20 protein-coding genes are annotated in these 24980 nt (G+C 70.6%); 7 read left to right on the top strand and 13 right to left on the bottom strand.

Annotation, left to right across the window (positions count from 1 at the left end; translation table 11 throughout):
• Window position 1 precedes the first annotated feature (1 nt).
• Entirely contained in the window at window positions 2–1513 is a 1512-nt protein-coding gene (locus ACWDR3_RS17090; protein ID WP_450353286.1) for a UxaA family hydrolase, read from the top strand.
• A gap of 8 nt (window positions 1514–1521) precedes the next feature.
• Here the strand turns inward: ACWDR3_RS17090 and ACWDR3_RS17085 are convergent, their stop codons facing one another.
• From ACWDR3_RS17085 to ACWDR3_RS17070, 4 genes are all read right to left on the bottom strand, one after another.
• Window positions 1522–2982, bottom strand: coding sequence for a glycoside hydrolase family 76 protein (locus tag ACWDR3_RS17085; RefSeq protein ID WP_450353285.1), 1461 nt, complete (start codon window positions 2980–2982; stop codon window positions 1522–1524).
• A gap of 114 nt (window positions 2983–3096) precedes the next feature.
• On the bottom strand, window positions 3097–4710 hold the full coding sequence (locus ACWDR3_RS17080) for a glycoside hydrolase family 27 protein (RefSeq protein ID WP_450353284.1): 1614 nt from the start codon (window positions 4708–4710) through the stop codon (window positions 3097–3099).
• Between the two features lie 128 nt (window positions 4711–4838).
• Window positions 4839–5900 (bottom strand): LacI family DNA-binding transcriptional regulator, encoded by a 1062-nt coding sequence (locus tag ACWDR3_RS17075; RefSeq protein ID WP_450353283.1) that lies wholly within the window; start codon window positions 5898–5900, stop codon window positions 4839–4841.
• 160 nt (window positions 5901–6060) lie between these two features.
• Window positions 6061–7791 carry an IlvD/Edd family dehydratase gene (locus ACWDR3_RS17070; protein WP_450353282.1) on the bottom strand — a complete coding sequence of 577 codons (1731 nt, stop codon included), beginning with the start codon at window positions 7789–7791 and terminating at the stop codon, window positions 6061–6063.
• Between the two features lie 136 nt (window positions 7792–7927).
• Between ACWDR3_RS17070 and ACWDR3_RS17065 the strand changes: the two genes are divergently transcribed.
• The 3 genes from ACWDR3_RS17065 (at window position 7928) to ACWDR3_RS17055 (ending at window position 11394) form a co-directional block, all read left to right on the top strand.
• Window positions 7928–8944: a zinc-dependent alcohol dehydrogenase gene (locus ACWDR3_RS17065; protein ID WP_450353308.1), complete on the top strand. Its 1017-nt coding sequence runs from the start codon at window positions 7928–7930 to the stop codon at window positions 8942–8944.
• Between the two features lie 78 nt (window positions 8945–9022).
• Window positions 9023–10006, top strand: a complete 984-nt coding sequence (locus ACWDR3_RS17060) for an aldo/keto reductase (protein ID WP_450353281.1) — start codon at window positions 9023–9025, stop codon at window positions 10004–10006.
• A 239-nt stretch (window positions 10007–10245) separates the two neighbouring features.
• The gene (locus tag ACWDR3_RS17055; protein ID WP_450353280.1) at window positions 10246–11394 is read left to right on the top strand and encodes a PP2C family protein-serine/threonine phosphatase; all 1149 of its coding nucleotides are present in this window, start codon (window positions 10246–10248) and stop codon (window positions 11392–11394) included.
• Here ACWDR3_RS17055 and ACWDR3_RS17050 read toward each other — a convergent pair.
• The 5 genes from ACWDR3_RS17050 to ACWDR3_RS17030 all read right to left on the bottom strand — a co-directional run bounded on the left by ACWDR3_RS17050 (window position 11306) and on the right by ACWDR3_RS17030 (window position 16528).
• A complete protein-coding gene (locus tag ACWDR3_RS17050; protein WP_450353279.1) occupies window positions 11306–12136 on the bottom strand; it encodes a phosphatase PAP2 family protein in 831 nt (276 codons plus the stop codon). The two genes, ACWDR3_RS17055 and ACWDR3_RS17050, sit on opposite strands and share 89 nt — an antisense overlap.
• Window positions 12137–12139: 3 nt before the next feature.
• Window positions 12140–13093: a YihY/virulence factor BrkB family protein gene (locus tag ACWDR3_RS17045; RefSeq protein WP_450353278.1), complete on the bottom strand. Its 954-nt coding sequence runs from the start codon at window positions 13091–13093 to the stop codon at window positions 12140–12142.
• Entirely contained in the window at window positions 13094–14842 is a 1749-nt protein-coding gene (locus tag ACWDR3_RS17040) for a diacylglycerol kinase family protein (protein ID WP_450353277.1), read from the bottom strand.
• Between the two features lie 209 nt (window positions 14843–15051).
• Window positions 15052–15819 (bottom strand): SDR family oxidoreductase, encoded by a 768-nt coding sequence (locus tag ACWDR3_RS17035; protein WP_450353276.1) that lies wholly within the window; start codon window positions 15817–15819, stop codon window positions 15052–15054.
• A 112-nt stretch (window positions 15820–15931) separates the two neighbouring features.
• Complete coding sequence (locus ACWDR3_RS17030; protein WP_450353275.1) at window positions 15932–16528, bottom strand: TetR/AcrR family transcriptional regulator; 597 nt, start codon at window positions 16526–16528, stop codon at window positions 15932–15934.
• Window positions 16529–16647: 119 nt separating this feature from the next.
• Here ACWDR3_RS17030 and ACWDR3_RS17025 point away from each other — a divergent pair, with 119 nt between their 5' ends.
• Window positions 16648–17151: an O-acetyl-ADP-ribose deacetylase gene (locus ACWDR3_RS17025; protein ID WP_450353274.1), complete on the top strand. Its 504-nt coding sequence runs from the start codon at window positions 16648–16650 to the stop codon at window positions 17149–17151.
• A gap of 48 nt (window positions 17152–17199) precedes the next feature.
• Here the strand turns inward: ACWDR3_RS17025 and lpdA are convergent, their stop codons facing one another.
• The 3 genes from lpdA to ACWDR3_RS17010 form a co-directional block, all read right to left on the bottom strand.
• Window positions 17200–18630 carry a dihydrolipoyl dehydrogenase gene (lpdA, locus tag ACWDR3_RS17020; RefSeq protein WP_450353273.1) on the bottom strand — a complete coding sequence of 477 codons (1431 nt, stop codon included), beginning with the start codon at window positions 18628–18630 and terminating at the stop codon, window positions 17200–17202.
• 168 nt (window positions 18631–18798) lie between these two features.
• The gene (locus tag ACWDR3_RS17015) at window positions 18799–19818 is read right to left on the bottom strand and encodes an aldo/keto reductase (protein ID WP_450353271.1); all 1020 of its coding nucleotides are present in this window, start codon (window positions 19816–19818) and stop codon (window positions 18799–18801) included.
• 28 nt (window positions 19819–19846) lie between these two features.
• Window positions 19847–20743: a helix-turn-helix transcriptional regulator gene (locus tag ACWDR3_RS17010; protein ID WP_450353270.1), complete on the bottom strand. Its 897-nt coding sequence runs from the start codon at window positions 20741–20743 to the stop codon at window positions 19847–19849.
• 233 nt (window positions 20744–20976) lie between these two features.
• Here ACWDR3_RS17010 and ACWDR3_RS17005 point away from each other — a divergent pair, with 233 nt between their 5' ends.
• Window positions 20977–21861 carry an aldo/keto reductase gene (locus ACWDR3_RS17005; protein ID WP_450353269.1) on the top strand — a complete coding sequence of 295 codons (885 nt, stop codon included), beginning with the start codon at window positions 20977–20979 and terminating at the stop codon, window positions 21859–21861.
• A gap of 5 nt (window positions 21862–21866) precedes the next feature.
• Here ACWDR3_RS17005 and ACWDR3_RS17000 read toward each other — a convergent pair whose 3' ends face one another.
• Window positions 21867–23255: a glycoside hydrolase family 43 protein gene (locus ACWDR3_RS17000; RefSeq protein ID WP_450353268.1), complete on the bottom strand. Its 1389-nt coding sequence runs from the start codon at window positions 23253–23255 to the stop codon at window positions 21867–21869.
• Window positions 23256–23522: 267 nt separating this feature from the next.
• On the opposite strand from ACWDR3_RS17000, the gene ACWDR3_RS16995 reads away from it, so the two are divergent.
• Complete coding sequence (locus tag ACWDR3_RS16995) at window positions 23523–24947, top strand: amidase (protein ID WP_450353267.1); 1425 nt, start codon at window positions 23523–23525, stop codon at window positions 24945–24947.
• The last annotated feature ends 33 nt before the right edge of the window (window positions 24948–24980 follow it).

The raw sequence follows: 24980 nt of genomic DNA, 5'->3' as shown, positions 1-24980 counted from the left end.
CGTGACAGCCGTCAAGCCGCTGGTCCCCCGTCCCGGCCTGGACGACATCGGGCTGCTCCTCGTGGATGTGGAGCGGGGAACGGACGTCGAGCTCGCCGACGGCACCGCACCGGCCGTCGAGGACATCGCCGCCGGGCACAAGGTCGCGTTGCGCGACCTTCCGAAGGGCGCTCCGGTCCGCAAGTACGGCGAGGTGATCGGCATCGCCCTGGCCGACATCCCGGCGGGCACGCATGTCCACGTGCACAACCTGGGCATCGGCGAGTGGGAGGAGCCGGCGGCGCGTCCGGGCCCAAGTCTCGCGCCGCCGAGCGTAGTTGCCCCCACCCGCGACCACTTCCTCGGCTACCGCAGGGCGGACGGGCGGGCTGCTACCCGCAACTACATCGTCGTGGTCCCGACCGTGAACTGCTCGGCCACGGTGGCCAGGATGATCGCCCAGCGGGCCGACGACCGGCACCGGGGAACGCCAGGCCTGGACGGTGTCATCGCGCTCCCGCACGACCTCGGCTGCGGCATGGCGGAGGGCACGCCCGGGGACGACATCCTGCGGCGCACCCTGCGCGGCTACCTCGGCCATGCCAACGTGGCGGCGGCCCTTCTGATCAGCCTCGGCTGCGAGATCAACCAGCCGGAGAACCTCCTCGGCGACGCCGTCGGAACCGAGACGCTCACCATCCAGGAACTGGGCGGCACTGCGGCGACCGTGAACGCGGCGCTCGACCGCATCGCGGACCTGGTCCCGCGGATCGCGGAAGCCCGCCGCGTGCCGATCCCGCTCGCGGAACTGACGCTGGGACTCCAGTGCGGCGGCAGCGACGCCTACTCCGGACTCACCGCAAATCCCACCCTCGGCGTCGCGGCCGACCTCCTCGTCGCGGCGGGCGGCAAGGTCGTGCTCGGCGAGACCCCCGAGATCTACGGCGCCCACCACCTGCTGCGCGACCGAGCCTCGAACCCCGAGGCGGCGGCCCGGATCGACGAACTCATCGACTGGTGGCAGCAGTACACGGCGGGCAACGGCGCGACCCTCGACAACAACCCGTCCCGGGGCAACCGGGCCGGCGGGATCACCACCATCTGGGAGAAGTCGCTGGGCGCCGTACTCAAGTCCGGGACCAGCCCGCTCAATGACGTCGTCGGCTACGGGGAGCCGGTGACCGTGCCGGGCCTCACCTTCATGGACACGCCCGGCTACGACCCCGTGTCGGCCACCGGCATGGTCGCCGGCGGCGCCAACCTCCTCGCCTTCACGACCGGACGGGGTTCGCTGTTCGGCTCCCGTCCGGTCCCCTGCCTCAAGATCAGCACCACCACCGGGTTGTACGAGCGGATGCGCGGCGACATCGACTTCGACGCGGGCCCCGCCATGAGCCACGCCGATCAAGTCACTTACGGCGCGGCCCTGTTCGAGGCCCTCGTGGGCCTGGCCTCGGGCGCCGAGAGCAAGTCCGAGGCGCTCGGGTTCGGGGCGGAGGAGATCGTCCCCTGGCGGATGGGGGCGGTGCTCTGACTCCTCGGTCAGTTCGCCGCGTTCATCAGGTCCAGCGCGCTCTGCTGTCGGGCCGCGTCCGTCGAGTCGACGGGCCCGGCCCAGTGCAGCCCGTACGCGTCGAGGGCGTTGCGGTCGTTGGCGTAGGCGGAGTTGGCCTGACGAGCCAGGTAGGACGTGTAAGGGCGGTCGGAGAGCAGGGAGTTGAAGGCGCCGAGGCCGCGGACGTAGGCGCCCTTGAAGGTGGGTCCGTCGGCCCCGCAGCCGTTCGTCTCGCACGGCTCGCGCAGGATGCCGCCGGAGTTGAGCGCGGTGGAGGTGGTCGAGGCGTCACCGATCTGCCGGCCGGCGGTCAGCAGGGCCGAGTCACCCGTGGCGCGGTACAACTCGGCGAGGCCGCCCAGGAGTACGCCCTGGTTGTACGACCATGCCGTGGACCCGTTGTTGCGGCACGTCGACAGGTCGATGCCGTCGTTGACCAGGTGCGAACCATTGATCATGCCGGTGCCCTTGAACCACGCCCAGTCGGCGTTCGCCCGGCCGAGGTAGACCGTGTCACCGGCGATCCGGTTGTGCAGGGCCGCGTTGAGCTCCAGGTACAGGGAGTTGGCGATGGCGTTCTTGTACGTCTTCGCCGTGCTCCACCACACCCCGCCGCCGCATGTCGAGTCCCAGTACCGCGCCATGTAATCGGCGTCGGCACGTGCGGTGTTGAGATAGCGGCTGTCACCCGTCAGGTCGTATGCGGCGACCCACGCGAGCCCCCACCATCCGGTGTCGTCGATGTAGTCGTTGCGGAACTGGCCGCCCTGGGCGCCCAGTTGGCGGTCGTAGGTGTTGGCGATGGCGTACTTGAAGCTGGGCATGCCCGTGACCCGGATGTTGTCGATGATCGCGGTCAGGGCGTTGGCGGAGTTCCACCAGCCGGTGGTGTCGAAGAGGCCGGTGGAGTTGTTGTACGACTGCATCAGCGCGGTGGCGGCCGCGGTGGGGCGGCTGTACGCGTTCCAGGTGGTGCGGGCCCATGCGGTGCAGGCGATCTCGGGCCGGTCCCCCGCCTTGCCGCAGGCCCGCAGCGCGCCGACGCCGTTGTTGTTCCAGTCGTCGACGTTGTACATCAGGGTGCGCCAACCCCGTTGCCCCGCGGGGACGGTGGTGTCGCCGAGCTTGCTGCCCGAGCTCCAGGTGCGGCCGCCGTCGAAGGAGCGGTCGAGCCAGGTCTCGTCGCCGGGGTTGCCGTTGGTGATCGAGGCCCAGCCCATCGCGTCGGAGTCGTCGAAGTGCAGGGTGAGGGTGCGGGAGTAGATGGTCGCGGTGACCGGCTGGCGGTCGCCCGGGGACTGGGCCGGGTCGCGGGCGTCGCAGTACTTGTTGCAGATCGTCGCCTCGGGGGCGGCGCTCGCGACGCCGGTGGTGACCGGGGTGAGCAGGGCCAGGGCGGCGATCAGGCCGGTGACAACTCTTCGGACGTGTCGTGCGGTTGAGGTCATGTCAGCTCCGTCGGCGTGGGGGGATGGGGGGGCGCCGTAAGCCCGATGAAGGACCATCAGTCCGATGAGGGGCCGTCAGCCCGACGAAAAGGCCATCAGTCCGATAAGGGGCCGTCAGCCCAGGCGCCACTGCTGGTTGGCGCCGCCGTTGCAGGTCCACAGCTCGATCTGGGTGCCGTTGACGTTGCCGGCGGGCTTGTCGCCCCCGGTGACGTCGAGGCAGAGCCCGGACTGGGTGCCGGTGATGGTGCCGTTGGGGTTGAGGCTCCACTTCTGGTTGGCGCCGCCGTTGCAGGTGTAGAGCTGCACCTTGGTGCCGGAGGAGGTCTGGTTGTTGTACGCGTCCAGGCACTGGGTGCCGCCGTAGAGCCGGAGTTCACCGGCCGCGGTGAGGGTGACGGCCTGGTTGGTGCCGCCGCCGCAGTCCCAGATCTCGATCTTCGTGCCGGGGGTGGTCTCACCGTTGTACGCGTCGAGGCAACGGTTGGAGGAGGCGCCGATCAGCGGGTGGGTCGTCCCGACGCTGGTGCCGCTGCCGACGGACACCCGGTACATGACCGAGCCGTGCCCGGGGACACTCGCCGCGATGCTGCCGGTCGTGCTGCTGATCTGGTGGGACCAGAGGTTGTTGAGCCGGTACGAGGAGGCGGCCGGAAGGCCCGCCGCCGCGGCCGAGGTGCTGATCGTGGCCGCACTGGAGTTCTCGTTGAACAGAACCACCGACACGTCACCGTTGGCGAGCGGCTTGGTCAGGACGTGCAGGCCGCCCGACGAGGAGATCTCGGTGCCCTGCTTGCCCAGGGAGTCCTGGTCGACGGCGATGACGTCCCTGTTGCCGTAGAGCGAGAGGGTCGCCGCCGAGGCGCTGCGCATGTCGTTCCCGGCGATCAGCGGCGCGGCCATCTCGGCCCAGAGGCTGAAGTGGGTGCGGTCCTCGGTGAAGGACATGCCGTTGCCGACCTCCAGCATGTCCGGGTCGTTCCAGGCACCGGGCTTGGCGTACGGGGCGAGCTTGACGTTGGCCTTGTAGATGGAGACCACCGTGGAGAAGTTGACGTTGATGTCGTCGGTGGTGCGCCAGCTGTTGCCGACGCCCGCGCCCCAGGTCCACACGCTCGCCAGGCCCCAGTTGCAGAGGCTGTAGACGATCGGGCGCCCGGTGTTGGCGAGGGCGTCGCGCATGGCGGTGTAGCGCTGCTGGTCGGGCACGTTCTGGTGGTTGCAGTTGTCGTACTTCAGGTAGTCGACGCCCCAGGAGGCGAAGCTGTTCGCGTCCGTCTGCTCGTGGCCGAGGCTGCCGGGGTAACCGGCGCAGGTGGCGGTGCCGGCGCTCTCGTAGATGCCGAGCTTGAGGCCCTTGGAGTGCACGTAGGCGGCGGTGCCGCTGATCCCGTTGGGGAACTTGACCGGGTCCGGGACCAGTTGACCGGCCGAGTTGCGGGCCGAGGTCATCCAGCAGTCGTCGATGTTGACGTACTGGTAGCCCGCGTCCTTCAGACCGGACGAAACGAGGTAGTCGGCGGTCTGCTCGACCAGTTGCTCCGTGACGTTGCAGCCGAAGGCGTTCCAGTCGTTCCAGCCCATCGGGGGCGTGCGGGCCAGACCGTTCTCCAGCGCGTGGGCCTGCGGGGCCGCCTTCATGAGGAGCAGCGGCGGGGCGAGCACGAGGAACAGCACCATCGCGAGCGCCGCTCTGAGGGATCTCAGCCGGATCAGGGGGACGGTCATGTCTGTGTCTCCTGCTTCGCTGTGGGGGCGGACAGGGGCGGACAGGGGCGGACAGGGGCGGACAGGCCCATGCGTCCGGAGCTATGGAAACGTATCCATGACGAAGGTGGCAGCTCCCTGACGGGAGGTCAATGGTCTGCACCAGACGGGCTGTTGGGCTGGCGCGGAGCCGTCTCACCCGTACCCCGGGCTATCAACTGCGAGGGCAGCATGACGCGTTGGAACGGTCCGCTCCCGCCGTCGATGCGGTCGAGCAGCAAGTGCGCGGCGCGGCGGCCGAGTTCCTCGGTGTCCGAGGTGACCACCGTGACCGGGGTCGGGAGCATGTCGGCCAGCTTGAAGTCGTCGAACCCCACCACGGCGATCTGGGCGTCCAGTCGGCGGCTGGTCCGCAGGACGCCCTCGGTGAGGAAGCTCGTCGTCGAGAAGATCGCCGTAGGCGGGTTCGGTGAGGTGAGCAGGGTGTGGGTGGCGGCGGACGCCTCCTCCATGGTGCCGCGCGGGAGGGCGACCACCAGGGTCTCGTCGGCGTCGATGCCGCTGTGCCGCAGGGCTTTGCGGTAACCGCGCAGTCTGCGGCCGGTGGTGTAGTACGAGGGGGCGACGAGGATCGCGATCCGGCGGTGGCCGTGGTCGATCAGGTGCTGGGTCGCGGTGCGTCCGCCGCCCTCGTTGTCGACGAGGACGACGTCGGCCTCGGCTCCGGTGGCGGGCCGGTCCACGAAGACGACGGGCACCTGGTCGTGGCCGTTGACCTCCCGCAGAAAGGCGTGGTCGCCCTGGTCGGGCACGATGATGAGCCCGGCCACGCGGCGCCCGATCAGCTCGCCCACGGCCCGGCGTTCGACCTCCAGGTCCTCGTCGGCGGTGCTGAGCAGCACGGCGTACCCGGCGTCTGCCATCACCTCGACCGCCGCCTTCGCGAGGGAGGCGTAGAACGGGTTGGTCAGGTCGCCCAGCAAGAGGCCGATGGTCAGCGAGTTCTGTCCGGGTCGCAGGGAGCGCGCGATCTCGTTGCGCTGGTAGCCGATCTCGCTGATGGCCGCGTGCACGCGGTCGGCCGTCTCCTCGCGCACCGCGCCGATGCCGTTGACGACGCGGGACACCGTGACCAGGGCGACTCCGGCCCGCTCGGCGACATCGCGCATCGTCGGCCTGGTGCTCTGGCTCTGCGGGCGACGACTGCTCACGTTGGGAGGAGACCACCTTTCAGCACATGGCGCGGCCGACCGAGAAGGCGGGCACGCGGTCCGGACCAATCGAACGCCGCCAGGATACGTTTCCGATCACGTCGTCCGCTCCGCATGCGCACACCCGAACTTCGCGTTCCCGTACGGGGGTTGCCGCCGGTCAGTGGGATTCCCGGCTCACCTCGGAGCCGCTGGACCCGACGAGGAAGTCCAGGTCCGCGCCGGTGTCGGCTTGGAGAACGTGGTCGACGTAGAGGCGTTCCCAGCCGCGGCGCGGGGTGGCGAAGCCGTCGACGGTGGTCTTGTCCGGTGTTCTGCGGGCGAGTTCGTCGTCCGGTACGTCGATGTCGATGCGGCGGCCCTGCACGTCGAGGGTGATGAAGTCCCCGGTGCGCACGAGGGCGAGCGGGCCGCCGGCCGCGGCCTCCGGGGCCACGTGCAGGACGACGGTGCCGTACGCCGTGCCGCTCATGCGGCCGTCGCAGACGCGGACCATGTCGCGGACGCCCTGTTCGAGGAGCTTGGTCGGCAACGGCATGTTCGACACCTCGGGCATGCCGGGATAGCCCTTGGGGCCGCAACCGCGCAGGACGAGAACGGAGTCGGCGTCGACGTCGAGGTCCGGGTCGTCGATGCGGGCGTGGAAGTCCTCGATGCTGTCGAACACGACTGCCCTGCCCCGGTGTTGGAGGAGGTGCGGGGAGGCCGCCGCGGGTTTGACGAGGGCTCCGTCGGGTGCGAGGTTGCCGCGCAGGACGGCGATGCCGCCCTCGGCGACGAGTGGTTCGGCGCGGGTGCGGATGACCTCGGGGTCCCAGATCGGGGCGTCGTCGAGGTGGTCGACCAGCGGCTTCCCGGTGACGGTCAGCGCGTCGGGGTCGAGCAGGTCGCGGACCTCGCGCAGGACGGCGAGCAGGCCGCCGGCGCGGTGGAGGTCCTCCATGAGGAAGCGGCCGGCCGGCTGGAGGTCGACGAGGACCGGCACCCGGGAGCCGATGCGGTCGAAGTCGTCCAGCGTCAGGTCGACACCGAGGCGCCCTGCGATCGCCAGCAGGTGGACGACCGCGTTGGTCGATCCGCCGACGGCGGCCAGCGCCACGATCGCGTTGTGGAAGGACGCCTTGGTCAGGAAGGTGCCCGGGCGCCGGTCCGCGGCCACCATGTCCACCACCAAGCGACCGGTGCCGTGCGCGGCCTCCAGCAGGCGACTGTCGGGGGCCGGGGTGCCGGCGACGCCGGGGACGACCGTGCCCAGGGCCTCCGCGACCACGGCCATCGTCGAGGCGGTGCCCATCGTGTTGCAGTGCCCGCGGCTGCGGATCATCGACGACTCGGAGCGGGTGAAGTCCTCCTGGGAGAGCGTGCCGGCCCGGACCTCCTCCGACAGCCGCCACACGTCGGTCCCGCAACCCAACGGTGTACCGCGGAAGGTCCCGTTCAGCATGGGCCCGCCGGGCACCACCACAGCGGGCAGGTCGACCGAGGCGGCGGCCATGAGCAGCGACGGGATCGTCTTGTCGCAGCCGCCCAACAGGACCACGCCGTCTATGGGGTTGGCCCGCAGCATCTCCTCCGTGGCCATCGCCGCCATGTTGCGCCAGAGCATGGCCGTGGGCCGGACCTGCGTCTCCCCCAGCGACACCACGGGCAGGTCCAGCGGGATTCCGCCCGCCTCGTACACGCCGTTGCGCACCGAGGCGGCCACCTCGTTCAGGTGCGCGTTGCACGGGGTCAGGTCCGAGGCGGTGTTGGCGATGGCGATCTGCGGGCGCCCGGCGAAGGCGTCTCCGGGTACACCGCGCCGCATCCAGGCCCGGTGGATGTAGGCGTTGCGGTCCTGTCCCGCGTACCACTGCGCACTGCGGAGGGTTGTCGCGCTGGGGTGCTTCATCGGCGAACTCCTTCCAAGAATCGACACGATGGTCTAATTTTTGGAACGCCATGGAGCATACGCAGACGCCGGAGCTGGGCATATCGGGGCTCGCGCAGCGCCGACGCCTCCGCGGGCCGCGGTGAGCGGCCACTCGATGCGGGCGTTCGTGCTGACGGCCCCCGGGGAGTACGCGGTTCAGGAGGTCCCGGCGCCGGTGGCGGCTCCCGGCGAGGCCGTCGTGGACGTCGAGCGGGTCGGCGTGTGCGGTACGGACGTCGAGTTCTTCACGGGCGCGATGGCCTACCTCCACCAAGGGCACTGCGCCTACCCGTTGCGGCTGGGCCACGAGTGGGCCGGTCGGGTCGCGGCGGTCGGCGCGGGGGTCGATCCGGTGTGGGTGGGCCGACGGGTGATGGGCGACACCATGCTCGGGTGCGGTGCCTGCCGTCGCTGCCGACGGGGGCATCAGCACGTGTGCGAGAAGCGGCAGGAGGTCGGCATCCGCGGCGGCCGGGACGGCGCCCTGGCGGAGCAACTCGCCGTGCCCGTCTCCTCGTTGCACGTCCTGCCGGACTCCGTCGACGCCGAACTGGGCGCGCTGGTCGAGCCGGGCGGCAACGCCCTGCGCGCCGCACGGGCCGCCGCGCCGCGTCCCGGTGACCGGACCCTGGTCCTGGGCCCGGGGACCATAGGGCTGTTGGTCGCCATGTTCCTGCGGGCCGCCGGAACGGAGGTGCACCTGATGGGCCGCACCGAGGAGTCCTTGGCCTTCGCCCGCGCTCTGGGCTTCGAGCAGGTGTGGACGGAGCGATCGGTCCCGGACCTGCCCTTCGACGCGGTCGTCGACGCCTCGAACGCCGTCCACCTGCCCGCCCTGGCACTGGAGTTGGTCGAGCCTGCCGGTCGGGTCGTGTACGTGGGACTGGCCGGTGAGCCCAGCAGGATCGACACCCGGACACTCGCCCTCAAGGACGTGACCGCGACGGGCATCCTGTCCGGCTCCCCCGGCCTCGACGACACCATCCGCGCCTACGCCGACGGATCCGTCGACCCGCGGCCGCTCGTCGCCGCGACCGTGGGGCTGGCCCAGGTCGGGCCCGTCCTCGCCGGGGAGCGGCCGGCCGGCGCCGGTCCCGGGCCGAAGATCCACGTCGATCCGCGACCGGCCTGACGAGGAAAATCCCTTGGAGTGGCACCGGAGGCACGGCAGGATGGGCGGGTCGCCAGGCGTCCAGGGGGAACGGTGGGCATGAAGCGGAACCGGCTCGGGCAGAGCAAGGTACAGATCACTGAACTGGGCTTCGGTGGCGGACCACTTGGGGGGCTCTTCGCACCGCTGGACGACGAGACCGCCGCGGGCGCCCTCGATGCGGCCTGGGACGGCGGGATCCGCTACTACGACACCTCCCCGCACTACGGCATCGGCCACTCCGAACGCCGCGTCGGCGATCTGCTGCGCGGCAAGCCGCGTGCCGAGGTGACGCTGTCGACGAAGGTCGGCCGACTGCTGGTCCCGCAGGACCCGGCGGGCCGCATGGACGAGAGCTTCGCCGTGCCCGCCACCCATCGTCGCGTGTGGGACTTCACGCGGGACGGTGTGCTGCGCAGCGTGGAGGACTCGCTCGGGCGGATGGGCGTCGACCGTATCGACGTGCTCTTCCTGCACGACGCGGAGCAGCACTTCGAGGACGCGCTGCGGGAGGGCCTTCCGGCGCTCGCCGAACTGCGCGCCCAGGGCGTGGTGGGCGCGATCGGCGCGGGGATGTACCACCCCGGCCTGCTGACACGGCTGGTGGAGGAGTCGGACGTGGACGCCGTCATGCTGTCCGGCCGCTACACGCTGCTGGACCACAGCGCCCTCGACGACCTCCTGCCCGTCTGCACGGCACGCGAGGTCTCGGTCATCGCGGCCTCGATCTTCAACTCCGGTCTGCTCGCCACCGCCCGGCCGCCCGAGGGTGCCACCTTCGACTACGCGCCCGCCGCGCCGGACATGCTGGAGCGCGCGCACCGCATCGCCGACGTCTGCGAAGCGCACGGCGTGACGCTGCCGGAGCTGGCGATGGCCTTTCCGCTCCGGCACCCGGCCGTCGCGGGCATCGTGGTCGGCATGCGCACCGCCGACGAGGTGCACCGCAACACGGCGGCCTTCGGCGCGGAGATCCCGGATCAGGTCTGGGACGACCTGCGCGGCGAGGGCCTGTTGGACGAGCGGGCGCCGGTGCGGGCCTGACGGTCGTCCGACGATGACCCTCGTACGGCTGGCGCTCGCCCGAAGGGTGATCCCGAGGGTGACAGTGGCACGCCGTACCCTTGCCCGAACGGTGATCTGCGGGCGGGAGCCTGCGCAGGCCTGCCGGATCGACGCCCCGCGGGGCGGGCGACACGAACGTGCCGGGCCGCCCCGTGGCCCGTACACCATCCCCGGCCTGTAGAACGTACCGAGAGATCACCACCTGCTCGGGAGCGCGCATGACCGGAATCCGCCGAAGCCGAAAGAGATCCGACGGAGCCCTCGACGCCATCGAGGCGCCGGACAACGTCGAGATGCTCGTCGGCGTGGTGACGGTGACGCTGCTGGTGGAGTTCCTCGGTGTGGTGTCCGGCTCCCCGGTGTGGCATCTCGGTCTGCTGATCTTCCTGCCGGGCACGGCGTCGGCGCTGTGCACCCTCGCGCAGACGAAGTTCGTGGCCGCGTGGACCACGCTCGTCATCCTCCTCACCGTGGTGGTGCCGCGCGCGGACGGGGGCCGGTGGATGGACCGGATCCTGCTGCTGCTGTTCACCATCGTGCTGGGCGCGATCTCCGTCTACACCTGCCACCGGCGCATCAACCGCGAGCACGAGATGCTCCGCCTGCGTACCACCGCCGCGGCGATGCAGCGGCACATCCTGCACCCGCTCCCCCTCGTCACCGACGACGTCCTGGTCAACGGCGTCTACGAACCCGTGCAGGAGGACCGGCTCGTCGGCGGCGACATCTACGACGTGGTCGCCTCACCGTGGGGCACGCGGGTGCTGATCGGGGACGTGCAGGGCAAGGGACTGGCCGCCGTCGGCGCCGCGTTCGCCGTGATCGGGGCCTTCCGCGAGGCGGCCTACCGTGAGCCGACGCTCACCGCGCTCGTCGACGCCCTGGACGCGGCGGTCGTCCGCCACAACACGTACGCCGAACAGACCGGCGACGACGAGCGGTTCGTGACCGCGCTCATCATCGGCGTCGACGCGGACACCGAGGCCCAGGTCGTCAACTGCGGCCATGTTCCGCCCTGGTTGGTCCACGACGGCGGTGTCACCACGCCCCATACGGACCCCGGTGTCCCGCTCGGTCTCGCCGAACTGTCCGTCGAACCCACCACCGTGCACTGGTTCGACTTCCCGGCCGGTTCGACCCTGCTGCTGACCACCGACGGCCTCACCGAGACCCGCGACCACGACGGCGCGTTCTATCCGGCCGACGAACGCGTGACGAGCCGCCTCGCCCTCTCCCCCACCGAACTGCCCCAGGCCCTGTACGAGGACGCCCGCGCGTTCACCGACAACGGGGCCCAGCACGACGACTTCGCCGTGCTGACCGTACGGCGGACGCATCGGGACCCTCTTCGGGGTGGGCGTCTGTGAGTTCGGGCTCCAGTCCCTCCGTCAACTCGACAGGTCCGCGCCCCGCGTCGGTGCGCCAGGCCTCGAAGGCCCAGGTGGTGAGGGCGACGACGGCGAGGCCCAGGAGCCAGCCGCCCACGACGTCGCTGAACCAGTGGACGCCGAGCGCGATCCGGGTGAAGCCGACGCCGAGCACGGACCCGACCGCGACGCACCAGCACAGTGGCCGCAACGCACGCGGAACCAGGGGCAGCAGGACCAGGAGCAGGATGGCGAACGAGGTCGTCGCCGTCATCGCGTGCCCCGAGGGGAAGGAGAATCCCGGCGCGTGCGCGACCGGGTCCTCCAGCGACGGTCTGGTCCGCTCGACCACCGTTTTGACCAGCAGCCCGATGAGTCCGCCGGCCACGGCCGTCACCGCGGACCAGGCGGCCAGGCGCCAGGCCCGTCGGTAGAGCAGCCAGCCGGTCAGCAGTGCGACGACCGCCCGCAGGGTGAGCGGGTCCCACACCCGGTCGGACAGGAAGCGCAGGGTGTCGGTCCACTCGGGGTGTTCGAGGGCGATCTCGTTCAACCGCCGTGCCGCGCCCGCGTCGAGGCGGCGCAGCGGCTGCCAGTGTCCCTCGACCAGGACGAGCAGCAGCCCGAAGGGGACGGCCGCGACGGCGGCGACCGCGGTCGAGCCGAGCAGATGGATGCCGAATCTCCGGTCGGCCGTGCGGCGACGGAGTTCAAGAAGGCGCTGGGCCGTGGCGCGGACCATGAGTCACACCCCCGGGTCGGCCGAGATCGGACCGGGCCGCTTCGCCCGTGAGGCCTCCAACTGCGCGGCGAAGGACAGCCCCAGGAAGAGGGCGATGGAGGTCAGGTAAGCCCACAGCAGCAGCGACATGAAGGCGCTGAGCGGCCCGTAGACCGTGTCGAAGGAGCCGCTGATGCCCAGGTACAGGCTCAGCAGCCAGGTCAGGGCCATCCACAGCGCGAGATACACGGCGGCGCCGAAGGCCAGCCAGGTGTAGCCGGGCTGGCGGCGCCGGGGCGAGCGGCGGAAGATCGCGCTGGCCGAGAAGAGGGCGAGCAGGAAGCCGAAGGGCCAGCGCAGGATCTCGCAGAGGGTCCGCGCGCCGCCGTCGAGGTGGTACACCGTCACTGCCGCGGCGGCGAGGTCACCGCCGGCCACCATCACGATGAACCCGAGGCCGAGCGGGATCCCGGCGCTGAGGGACATCACGAGGCCGCGCAGGTACTTCTGGTGGAAGGGGCGGTCGCGTTCGTTGCCGTAGATCCGGTTGGCGCCGCGTTCGATCTGGCACATCGCGGTGGTCACGTTGACCAGGGAGAAGAGCAGGCCGAACCAGAGGGCGATCTCGTCCCCGTCGCCCGCGCTGTGCCGGCTGCGGTCCAGCGCGTCGTCGACGACGTCGGCGCTGGGTCCCTGCGCGAGCCGGTGGATGGTGAGTTCGGCGAGTCGGCCGATGTTCTCCGTGTGCAGCGCGGTGGAGAGTCCGACGAACGCGATGGCCAGCGGGATGACGGCCAGCACCGTCTGCAGGGCGAGCGCCCGGGAGTGGCTGAAGCCGTCGGCGTACCGGAACCGGATGAAGGAGTCGCGCAGCAGCGGCCAGCGGCCGTAGCGGCGCAAGGACGCCATCGCCTCGTCGGCCGAGAGGTCGTCGCCGGTCATGTCGCGGGTCTCGGGGACCTTGGTGGCGGTGCCCATTCACTTCTCCCGGGTGGGCAGCAGGACGGTGAGCGCGCCGGGCCTGACCTCGGCGGTGAGACGTCGGCCGTGGGAGACCGGGTCCCCGTCGAGTTCCCTCGACTGCGGTGCGGCGAAGGCGAGTTCGGCCCGCCGGAAGGTGAAGAACTCCACCGGCACGCCCTTGGTGCCGGCGCCTTCGGGGACGGGCGTCTCCACCGTCGTGGGCCGCGCGGTGCGCCGGCGGCCGCGCATCAGCACACCGACGGCACGCATCCAGCCGCCGGGGCCGCGCGGGTCGAGGATCAGCAGATCGAGCAGTCCGTCGTCGGGCCGGGCCGCCGGGACGAGGGTGAGACCGCCTTGTACGGTGCCGACGTTGGCGAGGAGCACCATCCGGGCCGTGCGGTGCAGGACGGGCCCGTCGTCGAGCCGGACCGTCAGCCGCATCCGGGGTGTGCGCAGGGTGCCGATGGTGGCGAGCACGTAGGCGGGCCAGCCGACGGCGGACTTGGCGCGGTCGTCGGTGTGTTCCAGCATCGCGGCGTCTAGCCCGGCCCCGGACATCGCGGCGAAATGCGTGGACGCGAGTCCGTCGCCCTCGATGCGGCCGAGGTCGAGGCGGTGCGGGGTGCCGGACAGCGCCACGTCGAGCGCGGCCGCGGGGGTGAGCGGCAGGCCGAGGTTGCGGGCCAGCAGGTTGCCGGTGCCGCAGGGCACCACGACGAGCGGTACGCCGGTGCCGGCCAGGGCGTCGGCGGCCGCCCGGATGGTTCCGTCACCGCCGCAGACCACGACCAGTGCCGCCCCGTCACGGACCGCGCCGGCCGCCTGTCCGGTGCCGGGGTCGTCGGCGGTGGTCTCGATGAACTCCGGTGCGCGGTGGCCGTGTTGTTCGAGGATCCGCCGCAGCTTCTCGCGGTCCCCCGCACCGGTCACCGTCGGGTTGAAGATCACGGCGGTACTGCCGGGCGGTCGCTCCTCACCACCGACGGCGGCCTCGATGTCCCCGACGCGCGGCGAGGGTACGGCGGCCACGGACCCGTCCGTGAACAGCGCGCGCCAGACGATCAACAGGGCCAGGACGCCGTTGGCCATGCCACCGATCACGTCCGTGGGGTGGTGCATGCCCCGGTAGAGACGAGAGACGCCGACGATCAGCGGCACCAGGAACAGCAGCCCGGCCACCGGCCACCGCCACGGCCTGCGGACCCGGGACAGCACCAGGACACCGAGTCCGGCGTAGAGCGCGGTGGCCGCGCCGGTGTGGCCGGAGGTGTAACTGGACGTGGGCGGCGAGGAGTCGAGCCGGTCCACGTCCGGGCGGGTGCGGTCCACCGACTCGGTGATGACCAGGAACACCAGCGCCTGGAGCGAGACGGCGACGGCAAGGAAGACCGCCTGCCGCCACATCGGCAGCCGGGGTACGAGGAGCAGGGCCACGCAGCTCACCAGGGTGAGGGCGATGACCGTGAGCGTGTTGCCCGCCTCCGAGCCGACGTACGAGAGCGAGGTGAGCGGGCCGGTACGGATCCGCTCGAACCCCTCGTTGACGTGGTCCTCGACGTTGAGCGGCCACACGTTCCGGGCGGGGCCCGTGATCAGGAGCCCGAAGCCCACGAGCAGGACGGCCTGACAGACGGTCAGCGCGCCGATCCGTGCGGCGGTGATGCCGGTGCCGCTGGGCAGGAAGGACGAGCGGGCCGGTCGTACCACTTCGGTACCTTCTCCGGTCGCTCCTGCGGCTCTTCCCGGTGTGGCGGTCGGCATCGGGGCTCCCACGGGTCTGCGCCTCGCGGCGGTCCTCGGCGGGTGCCGTGCGCACCCGATGAACCGCCGTGTGCCCCCGAAGCGGGGACGCAGACCCTTCGTGACGTGGGAATCCCCGGATCAACGCCCCGGGCGGGCACGGAAGGGACCGGTGGGACGGGGTGCGGGCGTGGGCGGGACGCTGTACCTGCCGGTCGAGCGTCCCGTTCCTACCAGTCGAGCGCGGCCGGCAGGAAGGGAGTGTCGTCCGGTGCGGCTTTGCGGGCCGCGAGTACGCGTCGGCCGGGCTCACCCGCGGGCACCCTCAGCGGCGGCTCGGGATCCTCGATGGTGTCGGCGACGACGGCCGCGACCTCCTTGGCGGTGACGGACTCACCGCGCAGGGCGGCGAGTTGCGGGTACAGCGAGCTGTAGGGGTCGCCCTCGGTGATGAAGGACTTGGCCCGGGCGGGGCCGTCGGTGGACACGGCTCCGGGCTGGATGAGGGACACCTTGACGCCGAAGGGCCGGGTCTCGATGGCCAGCGTCTCGGCGAGCGCTTCCAGTGCCCATTTGCTCGCTCCGTAGGGTCCGATGACCGGCAGGACGAGCCGCCCCTGGATGCTGGACATGAAGACGAGACGACCTGATCCTCGCGCCCTCATGCCGGGCAGCAGACCTTGCGCCAGCCGCAGCGGACCGAAGGTGTTGAGCTGGAAGAGCGCCTCGACCTCGGACACGGGAATGGCCTCCAGCGGCCCGCGGATCGTCGCGCCGGCATTGCTGACGAGTACGTCGACCTCTCCCGCGGCACGCAGCGCCTCGTGGATGCTCGTCGGATCGGTGACGTCGAGACGCAGCCGCTGGTCGACGGGGAGGTCGTCCAGGTCCTCGGGCCGGCGGGCGGTGGCGATGACCCGGTGGCCGCGGGACGCGAGCTCGATCGCGGTCGCCCTGCCGATGCCCTGGGACGCGCCGGTGATCAGTACGGATGCCATGTCTGTCTCCCAGCTGCCGAATTATGTCGCTCGGTATACTTACAAACGAAGCACACGGGAGGAGAAACGGCAAGTCGACGACGAACCTCGACCGGAGGGGATGGGCCGGCACCTACGAGGACGTGTTGACGCCCCCGGTGAGATCCCGGGCGCGCTTGGCCAGTACCGCCTGGACCGCGTCGAACGGCTCGGGACTGCGCAGCGCGCGGGATGTGACCAGGGCCCCTTCGAGCGCCGCGATCACCGTGTGCGCGAGCTCCCGGGCGGCGGCGTTCCCCACACCCAGCACGATCAGCTGGAAGGCCATGCCGTCGATCATCGCCGCGAGCGCCCGGCGGCCGGCGGCGTCGAGCTCCTCGGCCTCCTCGCCCGCCTCGATCACCAACGGGGCGACGGCACAGCCGCGTTGATAGCCACTGCCGACCATGCCCTCTCGGGCCCGGTCGAAGTAGGCGCGGACCAGATCCTCGGCGGACGACGCGGAGCCGGCCAGCTGGTTGATCATCTCGACCTGTTCCCGGGCGTGGCTGTCGGCGGCCTCCGCCGCCATCTGCACCTTGCCTTCGGGGAAGTGGTAGTAGACCGATCCGCGGGGCGCCGCACTCCGCTTCACCACGTCCGACACCGCCGTGCCGTGGTACCCCCGCTCACGAATGAGCTGCCGAGCGGCCTCGACCATCCGCTGCCTGCTGTCCGTACGCCTAGTCATGGGTCCACTGTAGAGGGATCCTGTCGGCGAATCTAAGTATACCGAGCATCATAATTTCGCGAAGAGGACAATCGAGGCGACCGCCCGTATTCGTCCGGCGCTGGTGGCATCATCGGCACATGGCTGCGATCGAGGTCGTGCAGGGCGACATCACGCTTCAGGACACGGATGCCGTCGTCACCGCGGCGAACGAGTCGCTGATGGGTGGGGGCGGCGTGGACGGCGCCATTCACCGGGCGGCCGGTCCGCGTCTCGCGATCGCGGGTGCCGCGATCGGTCCGTGTGAGCCCGGCGACGCGATGGCGACGCCTGGCTTCGATCTCGACCCGCCGGTCAAGCACGTGATCCACACCGTCGGCCCGGTCTGGGAAGGCGGCGCGTACGGCGAGGCCGAGATCCTCGCCTCCTGCTACCGGCGCTGTCTTGAGGTCGCCGACGAACTGGGCGCCAGGACCATCGCCTTCCCGGCGATCGCCACCGGCGTCTACGGCTTCCCGGCACAGCAGGCAGCACACATCGCCGTCACGACCCTCCGCTCGTCGCCGACACACGTGGAACAGGTCAGGCTCGTGGCCTTCGACCAGCAGGCGTACGACCTGCTGGTGGCCGCGCTCGCTTCCTAGGAGGGAGCCGCCGATCCGGCGGGCGGGGACGGCGGCTCAAGCGGTCCGTCACATGTTGATCATGTGTCCGGCCAGTCCGTGCACCGCCTCCTTCACCGCCTCGCCCAGGGTCGGGTGCGCGTGCACATTGCGGGCGACCTCGTGGACGGTGAGGTCCCACTGCTGGGCGAGGGTGAGTTCGGGGAGGAGTTCGGTGACGTCGGGGCCGATGAGGTGGCCGCCGAGGAGTTCGCCGTACTTCGCGTCGCTGATCAGCTTCACGAAACCGGTCGTGTCACCGAGGCCGTGCGACTTGCCGTTCGCGGTGAACGGGAACTTCGCCACCTTGACGTCGTGCCCCAACTCCCGTGCCTGCGCCTCGGTGTAGCCGAAGCTGGCGATCTGCGGCTGACAGTAGGTGGCGCGCGGGATCATCGCGTAGTCCAGCTCCATCGTCTCCGCGTCCGCGAGGGTCTCCGCGGCGATCACGCCCATCGCCTCGGCGGCGTGCGCGAGCATCAGCTTCGCGGTGACGTCGCCGATGGCGTACAGGTGCGGGACCGAGGTGCGGCAGCGGCCGTCGACGTCGATCGCGCCGCGCTCGGTGACTCGTACGCCCGTGTTCTCCAGACCGAAGCCGGTGACGTTCGGTGCGAAGCCGATCGCCTGCAGCACCTTGTCGGCCTCCAGGACCTGCTGGGTGCCGTCCTTGCCGGTGACCGTGACGCGGACCTGCGGGCCCGACTCGTCGATCGACTCGACGCGGGTGGAGGTGAGGACGTCGATGCCCAACTTGCGGTACTGCTTGGCGAGTTCGGCGGAGACCTCGACGTCCTCCAGGGGCGCGACGCGGTCGAGGAACTCGACGATCGTGACCTTCACACCGTAGTTGTGCAGTACGTAGGCGAACTCGATGCCGATGGCACCGGCGCCCGCGATCACGATCGACTGCGGCAACTCCTCGGCGAGGATCAGCTCTTCGTACGTCACCACGCGCGCGGTGCGCTTGGTGCCGGGCAGCAGCCTGGGGGTGGCGCCGGTGGCGATGATGCAGTGATCGAAGCCGATCGTGCGCGACTCGCCGTCGTAGCCCGCCACTTGGAGCGTGTGCGGGTCGAGGAACGTGCCGCGGCCGTCGATCTCCGTGATCTTGTTCTTCTTCATCAGGTAGTGGACGCCCTTGACCCGGCCGTCCGCGACCCGGCGGCTGCGGCGGAACGCCTCCCCGTAGTCGAAGGAGACCTCCCCCTCGACCTTGATGCCGAAGGTCTTCGCCTCGCGGGTGAAGATGTGCGCCAACTCGGCGTTCCGCAACAGTGCCTTGGTCGGGATGCAGCCCACGTTCAGACAGACACCGCCCCAGTACTTCTCCTCGACCACCGCGACCCGCTTGCCGAGTTGGGCGGCACGGATGGCGGCGACATAGCCGCCGGGTCCCGCGCCGAGTACGACGACGTCGAACCGCTCGTCCTGCGAGCCCTGCGAGTCCTGCTGGTCCATCGAAAGATCCTTTCCCACAGGGAAGTCCACGACCCCGAGGTCCGACGCGCCGCACGCAGGGCGAACAGCGGGCCGGACACTCGGACAAGCGTCTTCCGGAGATCCTCTACGGTGTCCAGCATGCGCGCTCGCCGACGATTACGGGCGTGACCTGCCGAGTGGCTCGCCTCACCGGCGGCGCTGGTCGGCGCGCAGCTCGAAGTCGCCGTAGCTGTTGTCGACCGGGTTGACCGTGACGCCGGGAGCGACGATCTCGTCGATGGCGTCGAGCACGTCGGCCGGCAGTGTGACGTCGGCGGCGGGCAGGAACGCCTCCAGCTGTTCCATGGTGCGGGGCCCGATGATCGCCGAGGTGACGCCGGGGTGGTGGATGACGAAGGCGACGGCGAGCTCGATGAGCGTGAGGCCGGCCTTCTCCGCCAGGACGGCGAGTTGTTCGGCGGCGTCCAGCTTGCGCTGGTTGGCGGGGGTGCTCATGTCGAAGCGGGCCGGGGGGCGGGCCGCGGAGGCGGGACCCTCGATGGCGTCCTTGCGGTAGCGTCCCGACAGCCAGCCGCCGGAGAGCGGACTGTAGGTGAGGGTGCCCATGCCGTGGCGGCGCACGGTGGGCAGCACGTCCTCCTCGATGCCGCGGACCAGGATCGAGTACGGCGGCTGCTCGGTCACGAACCGCTCCAGGTTCCGCTCGCGCGAGACCCACTGGGCCTCGACGATCTGGGAGCCGGAGTAGGACGAGGACCCGATGTAGCGGATCTTGCCCTGGTGGACGAGGTCGGAGAGGGCGCCGAGGGTCTCGGCGACGTCGGTGTCGGGGCTGGGGCGGTGGACCTGGTAGAGGTCGATGTGGTCGGTGCCGAGCCGCCGCAGGGAGTTCTCGACCTCGCGGATGATCCAACGCCGGGAGCCGCCCCGCTGGTTGGGGTCGTCCCGGTCCATCGGCATGAAGAACTTGGTCGCCAGGAACACGTCCTCGCGGCGGTCCTTCAGCGCCTTGCCGACGATCTCCTCCGCGACCCCGGCCGAGTACACGTCGGCGGTGTCGACGAAGTTGATCCCCGCGTCGAGGGCGCGGTGGATGATCCGGATCGAGTCGGCCTCGTCCTCGTTGCCCCAGGGTCCGAACATCATCGCGCCCAGACAGAGCGGGCTGACCTGGACGCCGGTGCGGCCGAGCGGTCGGTAGTGCATGGAACGGTTCTCCTCGATCGTGTGGGGGTCAGTCGTTCCCGGTGGGGACGACGGCGTTGGAACTGGCCCAGCTGGCGAGCAGGCCCAGGGCCTCCCGCTCCCGGGAGTCCGGTTCGGGGCTGTAGAAGTTGAGGCGCAGTCCGGGATCGGCCGGCAGGTCCATCGCCTCGTAGGGCAGAGCGAGATCGCCGACCAGCGGGTGGTGCAGGTTCTTGAGGCCGGAGCGGTGGAACTTCACGTCGTGGCGGGCCCACCGGCGGACGAAGGCGTCACTCTTGGTCGTCAGCTCTCCGACCAGATCGGTGAGCGCCTTGTCGTGGGGTGCCCGACCGGTCTCGGTGCGCAGGAAGGCGACCGAGTCGTCGGCTCCCTTCTCCCAGTCCTTCCAGAACTCCTGGCTGGCGGGGTCGAGGAACATGAAGCGGGCGCTGTTGACCGGGCCGCGCCGGGCGAACAGCGGCGAGTCGAAGACGGGTGCGTACAGTGCCCGTCCCAGCGTGTTGGCGGCCAGGATGTCGAAGCGCGCGTTGCGCACATAGGCCGGTACGTCGGTCATCGAGTCGAGCAGCCGCAGGATCGTGGGCCGTACGCGGGACGCGGTCACCGTCGGCCGCCGGCCCGACGGCGTCGCCGCGCGGGCGAGGTCGTAGAGGTGGGTGCGTTCGGCCTCGTCCAGCTGAAGTGCTCGCGCGAGGGCGTCGAGCACCGAGTCCGAGGCACCGGTGAGGTTCCCTCGTTCGAGCCGGATGTAGTAGTCCACGCTCATGCCCGCGAGCAGGGCGACCTCCTCGCGGCGCAGGCCGGCGACCCTGCGGTTGCCGCCGTAGACCGGCAGCCCGGCCTGCTCCGGGGTGATCCGGGCCCGTCGGGTGCTCAGGAACTCGCGGACCTCGGCGGCCAGGGTCGTCCTGTCTTTGTCAGCCATGCTCGGGCCCCGGAGCTTCCGGGGTGGCAGCGAGGGCGGACATGCGGTGGCTCCTTCGGATTGTCATGATTGTCGTGAATCCTGCGCCTGTCTCCTCACGGTAGATCCGTCCGCAGGCGCCTGCGAGGTACTGCCATTACCTGGAAGGGCAGTGACTCCCACCTGCGGGCCGAGGCGCGGTTGGCTGGAGAAGGCCGAGGCCCCCCGGCCACCCGTACCGAAAGGTCCCTGTGATGCAGACCCTCACCCTCAACAACGGCGTCGAGTTGCCCGCCCTCGGCCTCGGCGTCTTCCAGACCCCGCCGGACGAGACCCGGGCCGCCGTCACGGACGCGCTCGACCTCGGCTACCGGCACATCGACACGGCCGCCGCGTACGGCAACGAACGCGAGGTCGGCCGCGCCATCCGCGAATCCGCCGTACCCCGCGAGGAGATCTTCGTCGAGACGAAGATCTGGATCAGCGACTACGGGTACGACGAGACCCTGCACGGCTTCGACAAGAGCGCCGCCAAGCTCGGCGTCGACCAGATCGACCTGCTGATCCTGCACCAGGCCCTCCCGTCGGAGTTCGACAGGACCCTCGGGGCCTACCGCGCGCTGGAGAAGCTCCTGGCCGACGGCAAGGTCCGGGCCATCGGCGTCAGCAACTTCATGGTCGACCACCTGACCGCGCTGCTCGACGCCACCACCGTCGTCCCCGCGGTCAACCAGCTGGAGATCCACCCGTACTTCCAGCAGCGGGCCGTCCTCGACTTCGACGACGAGCACGGCATCCTCAACCAGGCGTGGTCCCCCATCGGCGGCATCACCTTCTACCCGGGGTACGGCGAGCACCGCAGGAGTGTCCTGGAGGACTCCGTCGTCACCGGCATCGCCGAGGCACACGGCAAGAGTCCCGCCCAGGTGCTGCTCCGCTGGGGCCTGCAGCACGGCCGCTCCGTGATCCCCAAGTCGACCAAGCGCCACCGCATCGCCGAGAACATCGACGTCTTCGACTTCGAACTGACCACGGACGAGCTGAAGGCCCTCGACGCCCTGGACACCGGCCGCCGCGGCGGCCCCGAGCCGGAGAACGTCACCCTCGCGACCTACGGCCGTGCCATCCCCGAAGCCTGACCAGGTCAGGCCCAGGCACTCACCGGCACGAACGAGCTGTCGGACCTGAACAGGTCCGTCCCGTCGGTCAGTTCCACGCGCAGTTGGTAGTTGTAGTGCCGCAGGTAGTACCCGGGGTAGTTGTACGACTCGAAGCGGACGGCCGTCGACGACGTGCCGGTGCGGGCGATGAACGTGGCGTCCTTGGCGAACGTCGACGTGCCGTCGTTGGTGTCGAAGCGGCCGCGGAAGTCGTAGTGGCGGAGGTAGTTGCCGGCCGAGTCCCGGAAGGAGAAGGCGTTGGCGTCCGCCAGGCCGGGGACGACCGTGAAGGTGGCGGCCTGCTTCTCCGCGGTGGTGCTGGAGGCGGTGACGACGGGCAGGTTGAGCAGGGCGGACTGCTCCTCCCAGTAGCGGGTGGTGTAGTTGGCGGACTGGAGGGAGCGGGAGACGTTCGTCGCGAGCGCCGGGCCGCCCGAGACCGTCTCCTTGATGACCGTGAAGTGGCGGGCCGTGCCGGAGACGGACGGGAGGGCCTTCGGCGCCGACCACGTGACGAACGTGTCGTAGCTGTCGCTGTAGTAGTACGTGCCGTCGCCGTAGCCGTCGAAGAAGATCCGCCAGGCGCCGTTGTCGAGCTGGATCACGGACGGACCCTCGCGGTAGCTGCCCCAGCCGGCCCAGTCGCCGGTCTTCGAGATCGTGTAGGGGCCGTTGAGGCTGGAGGCCGTGCCGTACTCGATGTACTTCGCCGTCTCGTTCTTGGTGAAGGCGTGGTAGGTCGAACCGACCTTCACGATGTACGTGTCGATGTGATTGGCGCCGATGCCCGACAGGGCGACCGGTGAACTCCACGCTGTCAGCGCGGAGTTGGTGGCCCTCAGGCGGTACGGCGTGAAGATCCACTCGTCGCTGGTGAGCGAGCAGGAGACGATGACGTTCACGCTGCCGTCGCTGTCGACGAACCACTCGGGCGCCCACGCGCGGGACAGGCCGGTGATCGGGACCGTGTAGTCGTACAGGAACGTCCAGTTGGCCCGGTCGGCGCTGCGTGCGAAGCCGATGGTGGTGGAGACGTCCTGCCAGGTGTGCGTGGTGTAGGTGACGTAGTAGTAGCCGTCGGTGTGCTTGAAGACGCTGGCGTCGCGGATCCTGTTGCTGGGCGGTGTGTAGGCGGAGGCCTTCAGGAGCCGGAAGTCGGTGGCGTCGTCGGACTGGTAGACGTTCACCGTGCCGTCGTTGCTGTTCAGGAACGGGACGATGGTGTACCGCGTAGCGGAGCCGCTCGCCGGGGCGGCGGCCAGGGCCGTGCCGAGCAGGCCGGGGACTTCGCCCAGGATCAGCGCCGAGGCGGGCAGGGCGGCCATCGCACGCAGCAGGGTGCGGCGGGAGGGGGTGGCGGGGCGAGGGGACATGTACGGCTCCATGAATGTCCGTTATTTCGAACACGGTTCGGCAATTCGGTCAGAAGGTAAGGGTGGGGCAGGTGCACGTCAATGGATTGAGCATGGCTGGATGACCCCTGTGTGAAGTCTGTGTTGCGGCTTCAACTCCGGCCCGCTCAGGGGATGTTCGACATCCCGGACCGCATCTCGCCCCGCCCGGCCCCGTCGGACGTTACTGTTCGGTAGACCGCGCCTCTCTTCCGTAGGTAGACCGCGCCGCTCTTCCGGAGGTCCCCCATGACGCCCGACCGTTCCGCAGGCCTCGCCGAGTCCGCCCGCGCGCTGGCCGCCGGGGAGGTGACCGCCCGGACGCTGGTCGAGCAGGCGCTGGCCCGGATCGAGGCCACGCAGCCGACACTCAACGCCTTCCGGATCGTGCGGAGTTCGGCCGCGCTCGCCGAGGCCGACGCCGCCGACAAGGAGTTGGCCGACGGGGTGCGCAAGCCGTTGCTCGGTGTGCCGGTCGCCGTCAAGGACGACACGGACGTGGCCGGCGAGCCGACCGCGTTCGGCTGCGAGGGCGAGTTCGCGCCGGCCGCTCAGGACGGCGAAGCCGTACGGCGGTTGCGTGCGGCCGGGGCCATCGTCATCGGCAAGACCAACACCTGCGAGCTGGGGCAGTGGCCCTTCACCGAGGGGCCCGCGTTCGGCGCGACCCGCAACCCCTGGCACCCCGAGCACTCCCCCGGCGGCTCCTCGGGCGGGTCGGCCGCTGCCGTCGCCGCCGGTCTCGTGCCCGCCGCGCTCGGCTCGGACGGCGCCGGGTCGGTGCGGATCCCCGCCTCCTGGACCCACCTCGTCGGCATCAAGCCGCAGCGCGGCCGCATCTCCACCTGGCCGCGCGGCGAGTCCTTCCAGGGCATCACCGTCAACGGCACACTGGCCCGCACGGTCGCGGACGCGGCCCTCCTCCTCGACGCGGCGAGCGGCAACCACGAACGCGACCCGCACCGGCCGGAGACCATCAACGCCTCCGAGGCGGCGACGCGCGAACCCGGACGGCTGCGCATCGCCCTCTCCCTCAAGCCGCCCTTCACCGCCCTGCCCGCCCGCCTCCAGCCGGAGGTACGCGCCCGGGTGCTCCAACTCGCCGAGCGGATCAGCGCGTTGGGGCATGTCGTCGAGGAGGCCGACCCCCCGTACGGCCAGATCGGGCTCGCCTTCATCCCCCGCGCCACCGTCGGCCTCGCCGAACGCGTCGGCGAGTCGCCGCACCCCGCGTTCCTGGACCGCCGCACCCGCGAGTCCGCCCGCCTCGGCCGACTCCTCGCCGGGGCACCCCTGCGGGCGGCCCGCCGCGCGGAGACGGTCCAACACCGCCGTATCGGCGGGTTCTTCGGGTCCTACGACGTGATCCTCGCGCCGACCACGGCCGCTCCCCCGCCACGGATCGGCGCGATGCTGCCGCTGAGCGGCTTCGCGACGGACCGCGCGATGATCGCCGCCTGTCCGTACGCGTGGCCGTGGAACGTGCTGGGCTGGCCCGGTGTCAACGTGCCCGCGGGGTTCGTCGAGGGCGGGCTGCCCGTCGGCGCGCAGTTGCTCGGGCCCGCGGGTTCCGAGCCGCTGCTGATCTCGCTCGCCGCACAGCTGGAGGCGGAGCTGCGCTGGCACGAGGCCTGGCCGCCGCAGGAGGCGCAGGCGAATTCCCCTGCTGCTTAGGCGAGTTGGGGCCGTTCGGTGTGAGCGGGTCCG

The organism is Streptomyces sp. NPDC001002, from assembly GCF_053599215.1.
Note: the sequence above shows the minus strand (reverse complement) of the source record. Positions and strands in the feature narration are given on the sequence as shown.

Bases quoted from the DNA above. Each gene is read 5' to 3' on its own strand.
- ACWDR3_RS17085 (WP_450353285.1), bottom strand. From the start codon at position 2,982: ATGACCTCAACCGCACGACACGTCCGAAGAGTTGTCACCGGCCTGATC.
- ACWDR3_RS17080 (WP_450353284.1), bottom strand. From the start codon at position 4,710: ATGACCGTCCCCCTGATCCGGCTGAGATCCCTCAGAGCGGCGCTCGCG.
- ACWDR3_RS17070 (WP_450353282.1), bottom strand. From the start codon at position 7,791: ATGAAGCACCCCAGCGCGACAACCCTCCGCAGTGCGCAGTGGTACGCG.
- ACWDR3_RS17065 (WP_450353308.1), top strand. From the start codon at position 7,928: ATGCGGGCGTTCGTGCTGACGGCCCCCGGGGAGTACGCGGTTCAGGAG.
- ACWDR3_RS17060 (WP_450353281.1), top strand. From the start codon at position 9,023: ATGAAGCGGAACCGGCTCGGGCAGAGCAAGGTACAGATCACTGAACTG.
- ACWDR3_RS17055 (WP_450353280.1), top strand. From the start codon at position 10,246: ATGACCGGAATCCGCCGAAGCCGAAAGAGATCCGACGGAGCCCTCGAC.
- ACWDR3_RS17050 (WP_450353279.1), bottom strand. From the start codon at position 12,136: ATGGTCCGCGCCACGGCCCAGCGCCTTCTTGAACTCCGTCGCCGCACG.
- ACWDR3_RS17045 (WP_450353278.1), bottom strand. From the start codon at position 13,093: ATGGGCACCGCCACCAAGGTCCCCGAGACCCGCGACATGACCGGCGAC.
- ACWDR3_RS17040 (WP_450353277.1), bottom strand. From the start codon at position 14,842: ATGCCGACCGCCACACCGGGAAGAGCCGCAGGAGCGACCGGAGAAGGT.
- ACWDR3_RS17035 (WP_450353276.1), bottom strand. From the start codon at position 15,819: ATGGCATCCGTACTGATCACCGGCGCGTCCCAGGGCATCGGCAGGGCG.
- ACWDR3_RS17030 (WP_450353275.1), bottom strand. From the start codon at position 16,528: ATGACTAGGCGTACGGACAGCAGGCAGCGGATGGTCGAGGCCGCTCGG.
- ACWDR3_RS17025 (WP_450353274.1), top strand. From the start codon at position 16,648: ATGGCTGCGATCGAGGTCGTGCAGGGCGACATCACGCTTCAGGACACG.
- lpdA (WP_450353273.1), bottom strand. From the start codon at position 18,630: ATGGACCAGCAGGACTCGCAGGGCTCGCAGGACGAGCGGTTCGACGTC.
- ACWDR3_RS17015 (WP_450353271.1), bottom strand. From the start codon at position 19,818: ATGCACTACCGACCGCTCGGCCGCACCGGCGTCCAGGTCAGCCCGCTC.
- ACWDR3_RS17010 (WP_450353270.1), bottom strand. From the start codon at position 20,743: ATGGCTGACAAAGACAGGACGACCCTGGCCGCCGAGGTCCGCGAGTTC.
- ACWDR3_RS17005 (WP_450353269.1), top strand. From the start codon at position 20,977: ATGCAGACCCTCACCCTCAACAACGGCGTCGAGTTGCCCGCCCTCGGC.
- ACWDR3_RS17000 (WP_450353268.1), bottom strand. From the start codon at position 23,255: ATGTCCCCTCGCCCCGCCACCCCCTCCCGCCGCACCCTGCTGCGTGCG.
- ACWDR3_RS16995 (WP_450353267.1), top strand. From the start codon at position 23,523: ATGACGCCCGACCGTTCCGCAGGCCTCGCCGAGTCCGCCCGCGCGCTG.